The 10,607-nt window shown below is 68.9% G+C and carries 8 protein-coding genes and 2 pseudogenes; 5 read left to right on the plus strand and 5 right to left on the minus strand.

Going from position 1 to position 10,607, the window contains the following annotated elements:
• Nucleotides 1-246: hypothetical protein (locus tag JHAT_RS32650; RefSeq protein ID WP_143660580.1), on the minus strand; the 246-nt coding region annotated here is incomplete at its 3' end.
• A gap of 1,031 nt (nt 247-1,277) precedes the next feature.
• Nucleotides 1,278-4,595 carry an RHS repeat-associated core domain-containing protein gene (locus JHAT_RS32655; protein WP_077801896.1) on the minus strand — a complete coding sequence of 1,106 codons (3,318 nt, stop codon included), beginning with the start codon at nt 4,593-4,595 and terminating at the stop codon, nt 1,278-1,280.
• 551 nt (nt 4,596-5,146) lie between these two features.
• Here JHAT_RS32655 and JHAT_RS32660 point away from each other — a divergent pair.
• The 5 genes and pseudogenes from JHAT_RS32660 to JHAT_RS32680 all read left to right on the plus strand — a co-directional run bounded on the left by JHAT_RS32660 (nt 5,147) and on the right by JHAT_RS32680 (nt 8,735).
• Nucleotides 5,147-5,461 carry a hypothetical protein gene (locus tag JHAT_RS32660; protein WP_077801897.1) on the plus strand — a complete coding sequence of 105 codons (315 nt, stop codon included), beginning with the start codon at nt 5,147-5,149 and terminating at the stop codon, nt 5,459-5,461.
• 704 nt (nt 5,462-6,165) lie between these two features.
• Nucleotides 6,166-6,363 (plus strand): annotated as a pseudogene (locus JHAT_RS32665) (toxin Doc); the annotation flags it as partial.
• Between the two features lie 229 nt (nt 6,364-6,592).
• Nucleotides 6,593-7,591 (plus strand): YdcF family protein, encoded by a 999-nt coding sequence (locus JHAT_RS32670; protein WP_171991171.1) that lies wholly within the window; start codon nt 6,593-6,595, stop codon nt 7,589-7,591.
• Nucleotides 7,592-7,740: 149 nt separating this feature from the next.
• Complete coding sequence (locus tag JHAT_RS32675; RefSeq protein WP_077801899.1) at nt 7,741-8,325, plus strand: dihydrofolate reductase family protein; 585 nt, start codon at nt 7,741-7,743, stop codon at nt 8,323-8,325.
• Nucleotides 8,322-8,735, plus strand: a complete 414-nt coding sequence (locus JHAT_RS32680; RefSeq protein WP_077801900.1) for a VOC family protein — start codon at nt 8,322-8,324, stop codon at nt 8,733-8,735. Before JHAT_RS32675 ends, JHAT_RS32680 begins: the two co-directional genes overlap by 4 nt.
• 123 nt (nt 8,736-8,858) lie before the next feature.
• Here JHAT_RS32680 and JHAT_RS32685 read toward each other — a convergent pair whose 3' ends face one another.
• The 3 genes and pseudogenes from JHAT_RS32685 to JHAT_RS35670 all read right to left on the minus strand — a co-directional run bounded on the left by JHAT_RS32685 (nt 8,859) and on the right by JHAT_RS35670 (nt 10,444).
• On the minus strand, nt 8,859-9,038 hold the full coding sequence (locus JHAT_RS32685; protein ID WP_253195686.1) for a hypothetical protein: 180 nt from the start codon (nt 9,036-9,038) through the stop codon (nt 8,859-8,861).
• A gap of 332 nt (nt 9,039-9,370) precedes the next feature.
• Nucleotides 9,371-9,904, minus strand: coding sequence for a CbrC family protein (locus JHAT_RS32690; protein ID WP_077801901.1), 534 nt, complete (start codon nt 9,902-9,904; stop codon nt 9,371-9,373).
• Nucleotides 9,905-9,968: 64 nt separating this feature from the next.
• Nucleotides 9,969-10,444: pseudogene (locus JHAT_RS35670) on the minus strand (hypothetical protein).
• Nucleotides 10,445-10,607 lie beyond the last annotated feature (163 nt).

The following is a 10,607-nucleotide window of genomic DNA, read 5'->3' on the forward strand; positions in this document are numbered from 1 at the left end:
GGGGTCGTAGTAGCGGTGGCCCATCTTGTACAGGCCGGTCGGGTCGGCGTACGCACCCGCGTACCGGTACGGCTGCGGGACGGTCTCGGCGGTGGTGCCGCGGGGCAGCCCTGTCGGACCGTACGCGTAGGTGTGGGTGCGCTTGCCGGTGTCGTCGGCGAGGCCGAGGACGTTGCCGGTGGCGCCGGCGGACCGCCACGCCGTGATCCCAGCAGCGCGGTCCGGCGTCGGGGAACACCACGGCACGAGCGGTGGCCACCGGGGCACCGCAGACGGAGCAGGGCCTCATTCGTGGAACCATAACTGTTCCTCCGAAGTTCCCATGAGCCTTATGTGCCCGTTTGAGGTTGCCGTGTGCGACTCAACTCCTGTTACGGCGTTGAATCGTGTAGACGATCGCTACGACCGAAACGGCAACGATGAGGAGGAAGCCGACAATCACTACAAGTTCGGCGCCACCTAAGTTCCCCATCAATTAGAACCTTTCTTCTATCGCAACCAGGAATCTCGACACACCTATCTTCCCATGCTCTTGAGATTCCTGCAGTCATCTTTTTGGACGCCTGGAACGCACACCCGCCCTCACAGCACGCCAGCAAAAGATAATGACGAGCCACATGATGGCCGCGCCGAGTCCGCTGGAAGCCGACCGTCCTACGCTTGCTTCCGTGAACACCAAGGTGCCGATGAAGATAATGATCCCCCAGGACGCGGACACACCGATAATGGCTGAAAGTTCCCGGCTCAAACTCTTCATGCGCCCCTCCTCTGGGCAATTCACTATGCCGATTCCGTCCGTATGCGAAGCCAGGCCGGGAAGGCCTCCAGCCCTGGCTCCGTCGATCCTTCAAACTGCTCCGTCAGAAGCGAGAATCAGAACTTCCAGGCAGCCCAATTGCTCTGACCAGCGACTCCCGGGCTGCCGGCTATGGGCACCACCGGATCAAGTCCGATTCGCTGGTGCGCCAGAAGCACTTCCCACCCAGCTCCTCATCGGCGCACATAGTCCACCAAGATCAGAGATAGGGAGATAACAGCCACTACTGCACCGCATACCTGAACTACCTGAATGCTACGGTGACCGGGTTGCGGAGATCGATTGCTACTCAGTTTGAGCGAAATATCAAAGAACAATCTCGGGAAAACCACGGCCACTATCCCTACGAAAGCTATACTCGCCACGACGGCAATTCCCGCTGCAGTCACAGATTTCTCCTCATGGGATGGGGCCCTCGCAATACCCGACGCGAGGGCCCCAACAGCACAACTAGCTGTTGCTATCCTTTTCCGACTGACTTTAGGATCGTCCCTCCAGCGCCTCCGCCGACAGCGCCGAAAGCAGCGCCCGCAGCACATCCGATTCCGATATCTGTGGCGTCGCCGCCAGCAATTGATTGACCAACCATGCCGCCTACGCATCCACCGATGGCGCCGCCGATCCACGGGTTTCCAGTGACCACAGTTGCGGCAACTGTGACGGCAGTACCCAATGTGAGCCCGATAGCGTCGCCCAGGCTGAATAGCCCGCTCGGATCGGTACGATTGATGGGGTCGCCTTCGGCGTAGAGGTAGGGGTTGGTTTCCTGGCCCGAGGGGTCGGGCTGGGTGAAGCGGCCGAGCGTGGGGTCGTAGTAGCGCGCACCCATCTTGTACAGGCCGGTCGGGTCGGCGTACGCACCCGCGTACCGGTACGGCTGGGGCACTGCCTCGCTCGGCGTCGTCCTCGGCACACCCGTCGGACCGTAGGCGTAGGTGTGGGTGCGCTTACCCGCGTCGTCGGCGAGGCCGAGGACGTTGCCGGTGGCGTCGGTGAGGTAGTAGTAGGACTTCCCCCCAGTCGTCATGGAGTTCAGCGTGCCCGCCGGCTCGCGGATGAACCCGGTGTCCACGCCGTTCGTGGTGGTAGAGGCGAGGCCGAGGGCGGTGTGGTGGAACCAGGTCGAACCCAGCTTGGTTCGCTCGGCGTTGCTGGTTCCGGCGTGGACCAGGTCGTAGGTCTTGCCGCTCGCGGTGATGCCGGCGAGCTGGCTGTAGTCGGTCCAGGATTCGTTCGTGCGGGCGGTGGCGCTCGCGCCGGCGGTTTCGTTGCCGAGCTTGTCGTAGGACCAGCCCGTGGTGGAGCCGTTCTTGCCGCTCAGCTCGCTGGCGTCGTTGTACGTGTACGTGGTGCCGCCGGGGCAGGCGTTCTTGCTGCCGTCCTGGCTGGTGAGGTTGCCGGCCTTGTCGAAGCAGTACAGCCACGACGCCTTCCGCACGCCGGCCGAGTCAGCTTCGAGGGCGTAGGAGAGCCGGTCCTGGGAGTCGTAGGTATAGCTGGTCTTGAGGTTCGTGAGGTTGTCGGTGCGGGTGCGGATCTTGGTGGTGTCCTTGCCCGCACTGGCGTAGCTGTAGGTCAGGTCGACGAAGGTCTGGGTGCCGGAGGTGGTCTTGATGGCCTGCGGGCGGCCGTTGTTGTCGATGGTGACGGTCTGGGTGGTGCCGCCGGGGTAGACGGTCTTGGTGCGCTTGTCGTTGTTGTCGTAGTCGAAGTCGGTCTTCTTGCCGTCCGGGGCGGTCAGGTAGTCCAGGCGGCCGGCCTTGTCCCAGGTGTAGTCCGTCGTCCCGGTGGGGTCGGTGTAGTAGTCGACGTCGCCGCCGGGGGTGTAGGCGAGGGCGGTCTGGGCGCCGTTCTGCAGGGTGCGGCGCTTTTCGCGGTTGAGGTCGTCGTACTCCCAGGTGGTGGTGCCGGAGGCGTCGGTGCGGGTGGTGACGTTGCCGTCACCGTCGTAGGTGTAGGTGACGGTGGAGTTCGTCGAGGAGACCTCGCGGACGCGGTCGCGGGTGTCGTAGCCGTAGACGGTGGTGATGCCGCGGCCGTCCTTGACCGTCTCCACCCGGCCCAGCGCGTCGTAGGTGTAGGTCGTCTCGCCCAGTGGCGCCGGCGGCTTCACCTTCCACAGGTTGCCGTGGTCGTCGTAGGTGAAGGAGGTGACCTTGCCGTTGCCGTCCTTGGCGGTGCAGCGCTGGCCCTCGAAGCCGCCGCACTTGGGGGTGGCCTCGTTGTAGGTGTACTCCCGGGTCGCACCCGCCGTACCCGAGGTGGTCACCGACATCGTGTTGCCGTTGGCGTCGTACTTGAAGGAGTCCTTGCGGCCGTCCGCGGTGGTGAAGTCGTTGGGCAGGTCCGTGCCGGCGACCGTCTGATAGGCCGACACGGATGCCGTCGCGCCCATCGGCAGCTTCTGGGAGACGGCGTTGTTGCGGCCGTCCCAGCCGTAGGTCGTGGTGTTGCCGCCGGTGCCGTCCGTGCCGGTGCCCATCGCGTCGATCGCGGTCTGGGTCAGGTGGTTCTTGTACGTCGAGTGCCGGGAGTGCCCCAGCGGGTCGGTGACCTTGGTGACCTCACCGTCGGCGTTGTGCGTGTAGATCGTCTCGTCGCCGTCTGGGTCGGTGAGCGTCGTCGTGCCCGCGTCCGCAGGGGTGGCCGCCGAGTAGTCGTAGCGCCATGTCGGGCCGGTGGAACCGGTGAGCCGCTGCATGGAGGTGACGCGGTTGTGGGCGTCGTAGGTGAACTGGGTGACCGTCCCTTCGGGGGTGGTCACCTTCGTCACCCGTCGGGAGCCGTCGTATTCGTAGGTGGTGGCCTTGCCGGCGGTGTCGGTGGCCTTGGCGATGTTGCCGGCCGCGTCGAGGTCGAAGACGGCGGTGCGGCCGGTGTGGTCCTTGGCCTGCCACTGGTTCGGGTAGGTCTTGACCAGGTCGATCCAGCGGCCGGAGCGGGTCTCGGTCAGCTTGAAACCCTTGTGCTCGCTGCCCTCGTCGTGCTGGTCGACGGTGATCGTGCCCTTGTTCCTGTCCGTCACCTTGAGCAGGGTGCCGTGCTGGTTGTAGGTGTCCTTGGTGCCGGACTTGCGGTCGGTGAGGGTGTAGGTGCCGTCCGCGTTCTTCTTCAGGTCCTTCGAGTAGCCGGCCGGCGTGGTGTAGGTGCCATCGGCCTTGGCGGTGAAGCGCAGCAGGTTGCCGGTGGCGTCGAAGACGTCGACCTCGTCTTCGCCCACCTGCAGGTAGCGCTCGTACGCCTGCCACCAGCGCTGGGAGACCTTGCCCCAAGGGGCTTCGAGGGAGTTGTAGGTGCGGGCGAGCTGGAGTTTCTGCCCAACGCCGGCGATGTCGAAGTCGGTGGCGGCGAGCATCAGGTTGCCGTTGGAGAGGTTCACCCGCGCCACCAGGGCGTCGTTCAGGCGGGTGTCGAGGATCTGGTGCCAGGGCACCTCGCCCTGCCCCTCGGGCAGGTAGTCGGTCGCTGCGGCGGCAGCCGTTGAGCGGGACGCCGAGGACTTGTCGGAGCTTTCGCCGGTGGCGCGGGCCTTCTGGGCCGCTCGCCAGGCCGCGACCTCGGCCGACGGCTTCGCTTCCGCCTCCGAATCCGGGGCCTTGACCGAACCGGCCGGCGTCGCGGGAGCCTCCACCTTGGTCGGCTTCGTCCACGGGCTCTCCGGCTCCGGCAACTGGGGCTTCGGCGTCGCCGCCAGGCCGGGAGCCGCGGCGATCACCACGGCGGCCGTGGTGATCGCCGCGGTCAGAGCGGTTCTGTGTGTTCTCCGGGCACGCCACATGGGCGTGCGCGCAGCACGCGAGTGCATCAGCTTCCCCCCACAGGAAGTCAGACGGGCAGTCAGAACCAGCGACCACAACGGTCACCGGTGACGCACAAGCTGTCACAGGAAGCACACAAACCGGCGCGGCGTCCCCTGGAACATCATCTGCATGCGGACTGGAATCAGCCCCGCCGTTCAGGCGGGACAAAACCGGCCGTTGCCACCCCAACCACGGGCAGAGACGGGAGGAATTGACGGATCCGTTACCAAAGCAAAGGGACACCTTGACTGAAACCTTGTGACCTGGGCACCTCTTGCGAAACGGGAGGTCAGCAACCCGTCTCTTTCGGCCAGGTTCAGACCTGCCTCGCCCATCGCCCGCGCAGCACCCAGCAGATGTCCTCGCCGGTCACGACGGGAAAGCAAGGGAGGCACAAGTTGTCTCAGAGGAAGCGGCAGGCACGAGGAGCTCCTGCCTGCACACCTTCACGCCATGCACACTTTCCCCGTCCTGCATGCGTGGCCCTCAGCCCGCGGCAACCGCCCCTGCCGTGAAGGACGTTCCCCCGATGACCGCACCGGGCAGACACATGCCCTGCTCCAGCCCCCTACACCACCGCTCCCCCACCACGCGCCGGACCACCCGCGCCGTCCAGCAGGCCGGACGCCTGCTGTGCTGGAGCCTCGCCGCCGGCATGACCACCGCCGCCACCGACCTCATCGCCAGCCCCCGGACACCATGGTGGGAAGCGACGTGGCCCCTGCCCTGGTACCTCACCTGCCTGACCATCCCGGCCTGGGCCCTGCTGCGCGCCCATGAGAAGGCCGCCCTGTCGGCGCCCGACCACGACCAGCTCCAGGACAGCTGGGACCAGGCCGCGTAGAACGCGCAGCACACAGGCGCCACAGCCACCCGTAAGCCTCGTCCAGGGACAGGCCTGGACACCGCCGGCACCACGCGCGCACCCAAGCAGACCGTCGCCCGGCTCCGGATGCGCCCTGCCGCACTCCGAGATCGGCTGGGAACAGACGCAGCCGGAGCACTCCAATCGGAAGGCCGGGCGCCGCGCCGCGGTCGCGGCGGTGCTGTCTGGGATGCTCCGCATTCATGGCCGGGAAGCAGCGGACCATGAAGATGGACGCTCAAAGAGGCAGGGAGAGCGGATAGACGCCAGGCATGACGAGGTGGGGCTTTGCCGGGCGTGTAGTGGCCGCTTATGCGATGGGATTCGTGATGTTCCTGGGCCTGCGGCACTGGCAGGCAGGACTGCCGTGGTCGCAGGCAGCACTGGACGCGACCGTGTTCGCGTTCATCCCCACAGTGGGAGGGTTGGCGTTCCGCCGCGCCTTCCACCTCGGCGAGCCCCACCACCGCCCGCCCTCCGCCCTCCGACCGCAACGCCCACACCACTCGACCACACCCAGCAAGCAAACTGATAAGAGGCCGTAGAGGCGTGGTGGAGCGCCTGGTGCGAGGATGTCGGCACTGGCCGGCTCGGGGCTGCCGGGCGGCGCCAACGGCCGGCGGCGTCGCGGGCGAGTGGAATTGTCCGGCCGGTGTAGCGCAGCGCGCCCGCGTGCGGGGCCGGCCGCGCTCCTGCACACGGCCGTTCTGCTCCCCCATCGCAACAGTCTCTTCGCCGCCTTCGTGGCCGCCGACATGGGCCAGTCCGGCGAAGGCATCGACCCGCCGTACGGCGCCCTGTCGGACCTGGTCAGGGAGGTCCGCGACAGCCGGCTGGGCATCTACGCCGTCGCTGAGGCGCTGCGCTCCTTGCGCATCTGACCCGTGCGACGGGCGTATGCCGGTCCCGGGCGACGGCGTATGCCGGTCTCCGTCGATGGCGGCAACGTACGCCCGCCTACGGCGCGTCGCGGCCGGTCTGCGAGGATGTCGGGCGGCCGTCCGCACCAGGTCCGCCGCGCTGCGCGAGCCCGGGAACGCGCAGGCGGCGACAGGCGGGCGGGGGCGGGCCCAGGGGCCCCGCGGGTGGGAGAGCGGAGTGGTGCGGGACGTGCCGGAGCACCCGGAGTACCTTGCCGCGGCGGTGTTCGCCGCGGGCGGCCTCGTGCATGCCGTGCTGGCGCCGCACCGGTTCTCCACCGCGGTCCTGTTCTGCCTCGCGGTGACGTCTGCCGGACTCGGTGTGTCCGCCCGCAGCGCGCAGACCCACCACACCGTCGCCACCGTGCTCGCCGCCCTCGCGCTGCTCGGGGCGCTCGCGCTGGGCCTGCTCCTGCTGGTCGACGCCGTCCTCCTGGTCCGGCGCTACGGGCCGCAGACGCCGTTGCTCGCCACCGGCGCCGCCGGCTGCGCGGTGCTGGCGGTGCTCGGCCTCGACGCCGTCCTGTACGCGGTCGGCGGCGAGGTGGCGGGTGGGCTCATGGTCGCGGTGAACGCGGCCGCGGGGTACCTCTCGCTGCTCTTCCTCGTCTTCATCGGGTACGTGATCGTCCGGGGGCGCAGCACCCCGCCTCCGGGGTCCACCCATGTCGTCGTCCTGGGCGCCGGGCTCGAAGGCGACCGGCCCGGTCCGTTGCTGCGGCGCAGGCTGGAGCGCGCCCTCGCGGTCGACGCGCCCGACGTACCGGACACGGATCCTGTGACGTTCGTCGTCTCGGGCGGGCAGGGCTACGACGAGGTCGTCTCCGAGGCGGACGCCATGGCCGACTACCTGCGCGCCCGCGGAGTGTCCTCCGACCGGATCGTGCGGGAGGACCGCTCCGTCAACACCAGGCAGAACCTCCGCTTCAGCGGGGCCCTCATGGAGCGCGACGGTCCCGGCCACCGGGCCACGGTGGTCACCAGCGGCTTCCACGTCTACCGCACCACCCTGCTGGCCCGCCGCGCCGGCGTCCCCGTCGACGTCATCGGTGCGCCGACCTCCCCCGCGTACTGGCTCTCCGCGACCCTGCGCGAGTTCGCCGCCGTCCTGTGGCTGGACCGGCTCCCGCTGGTCGGGCTCAGTATGCTGCTGGCGGTGCCCTTGGCGACGGCGGTCTTCGAGCGCTGAGCGAGTCCTCGCGCCCTTCGGTGACACCCTCCTCGGTGTGCCGGTGCGATGAGTTCGCCGGTCGTCGGCAGTCTCCCCTGTACACGCACCTGGCGTCGGCCGAGCAGGGGCCGCGGGGCCGGAGGCGTGGCGGAGCGAGGGAGTCCACGATGCCCCACCCGATTCGGCTGTACATGTCGATGTCGCTCGACGGGTTCATCGCCGGACCGGACGACCGGCCAGGTCAGGAGCTGGGGCGGGACGGTGGACGGCTCTTCGACTGGCTCGACGACCGGGAGTCCGACGGGCCGAGCGGCCAGGTCTACCGCGAGGCGCTGGCGACCGGCGCGCTGATCTCCGGCCGGCGGACCTTCGAGCTCGCCCGGCGCTGGCAGGGCGACCATCACGACGGCGTGCCCATCTTCGTCCTCACCCACCACGTGGACGACGGGGACGAGCCACCCGGCCACGCGCGGTTCGTCACCGACGTCGACGAGTGCGCTCGGCTGGCGCGCGCCGCCGCCGGGGACCGGCCCGTCATGGTGCACGGTGCGGGGGCGGCACAGGCGCTGCTGCGGGCCGGGCAGCTGGACGAGATGGAGATCCATCTGGTGCCGGTCCTCCTCGGAGGCGGCCGGCGGCTGTTCGAGCACCTCGGTGGTGAGCACACCGAGCTCGAACTCGTCCGGCGGCTCGAGGACCGGGACGTCACGCACCTCCGCTACCGGGTGCGCCGGGCCGGGGAGGCGGCGTGAGGACGCTCTTCGTCTCGTACCGCGTCACCGATCTGGAGCGCTCCCTGCGCTTCTACACCGCCCTCGGCTACGGCGTGCTGGGCCGGGTCGAGGCGGGCGACGGGAGCCGCCTGGTGATCCTGAAGTTCCCCGAGGAGACGGCGGCTTCGCTGGAGCTGGTCCACCGTTCTGCTGACGGAACCGTCGACGTGGGCAGCGGGGTCGACCACCTCGCGGTCCAGGTGGACGGTTTGGCCGGCACCCTGGAGGCGCTGGCCGGAGCCGGTCTGGCCCCGGGGCCCGTCCTGAGTCCGGGCGGTCCCGCGGGCCCGAAGACCTCGTGGCTCACGGACCCGGACGGGTACCGGATCGAACTGGTGGAGTGGCCGGCCGGCCACTCCGACGGGATGACCGCGGCGGACTTCTCCTGAGTGGCGGGCGGACCTACCCGGCTCCTGGTGGCGGTCGTCGCGGCCGGGTCCGCCGCTGCATTGCTTACGGCCGTCGCCGCCCTGGTCAGTCCGGTTCCGTCGTCGTGATGACCATCAGCTTGGTCACGTTGCCGTCGCGTCGACCACGTCGCGCACGGGCCTGAAGCCCAGGCGGCGGCACATGGCGAGGCTGGCCGCGTTGTCGGCGCCGACCATGCCGTAGGCCTCCTTCACGAAGTGGTCCTCGTCCTCGGGTCGGTAGGGGCGGAAGGTGAGTTGTTCGGTGTGCAGGACGGGTGTCATGTGTGCTCCTCGGACGGTGCGGGCCAGGCGCATCATCCCCCCTCTCGTCCTCGCCGTCTCCCAGCGCACCGCCACCCCTTCGACAGAGAGCTGACAACGCCATGGCCCCTCACAACGATGACCGCCACCACCGGCCGCCACGGCCTGCCGCTGCGCCCCCGCTTCCGGCACAGCACCGAAGACCGGTATCTCACCAGCAGCGGACACGCCTTCAGGCGCCGTGCGTTCCACTGAACCGCCGAACCACTCCCGCTCCCGGTCAACCCATCGTCCGGTGGTCCGGCTCGGCGAGTCGGACCACTGCACTGTCCGGTGGATCTGCCGACGAGGGACTACGTGAAATCCGCATAGGCGAGATGGGCTGCACAGGTCCGGCATCGGAAGAGATAGGCGGTCGGCTGACCGCCGCTGTCCAGGGAGCCGAGGAAGTCGTCGACCTGGTCGTCCGGCCAGCCCCAGGCGTCGATGTCCTGCCGCAGGCTGTCCAGCGCGTCCGGGTAGCCGGTCAACTCTCTGACTCCCGCCCTGCCGAGGAAGGCAGCTGCGTCGCCGCAGTGCACCAGCCACTGCCCGTCCTGCCAGGCGGTGAAGCCCAGTGTCCGCTCGGCGACAGCCACCAGCACGTCCCTGGTGACCTCGTCGCCTGCCACGTCTGCGGTGAAGTGAGCCTCGTACCTGCGGGCGGCGCTGCCGTCCGCGATGCACCACGGGCACAACCGGCCGGGTTCCCCGGCGGCGTAGACAGGGCCCGTGTAGACGTAGCCGCGCGCCCGGCCGCAGCACGCGCAGGCCGCGTCGGAGACCGCCACGGAGCCGGTGGCCAGCGGGTCGGGGTGATACGGGAACTCGGGAAGGGGTTCTGTCACGGTCAGTGACCGTAACAACCACCGTGCACCCGCCTGTACCCGGGGAACCGGGGGTCTGACCGAGTCAGCGGGCTGCTCCCTCGGGCCACACGACCCGCACGGGAAAGCTCTGGCGTTTCGCACAGGCTACGACGCCCGCGGTGCCGCCGTAGCCCCCGGGCCGGCTCGCTGTCCCACACGGCTATCAGCTCGTCGACGAGGCCGACGAGGATCTCGCTGCCCGCCATGTGGGCGTGAGAGTCGGAGGCGGTCAGGCCGGTCTCGTGCACGACGGCGGCGAGCTGGAGCAGGTGGTCGTAGGTGGGGTGGTGCCGGGTGGGCAGGCTGTCGCGGTAGGCGGTGGCGGGGGATGACGGCTTCGATGCGGCCGCCGTGGTCGAGGACGGTTGCGGCGAACCAGGAGCCGGGGCCGTCGGCGGGGCAAGAGACGCCGACCAGCTCACCCGGGCCGTAGGTGTGAACGGTTTCGGTCAGCAGGGCGCGGACGCGTTTCTCGGTCTGCTCGTCGAGGCCGCGGTGGCCGGTGATCCCCACCCGCATGCCGGTGTGACGACCACGATGCAGAGCTAAGGCTTCACCTGGACTGATGCGGACGGCACCCCGCGCGCCTCTGCCGTCGCCTACGGCGAGGTCTTTGCCGATCGGCGCCGGGGCGAACTCGAGAAGGCAGGGGCCACCGACATCGAAAGTGGGCCTTGACCCC

Origin of the sequence: Streptomyces sp. JHA26, from assembly GCF_002005565.1 — a bacterium.
Lineage (GTDB): Bacteria > Actinomycetota > Actinomycetes > Streptomycetales > Streptomycetaceae > Streptomyces.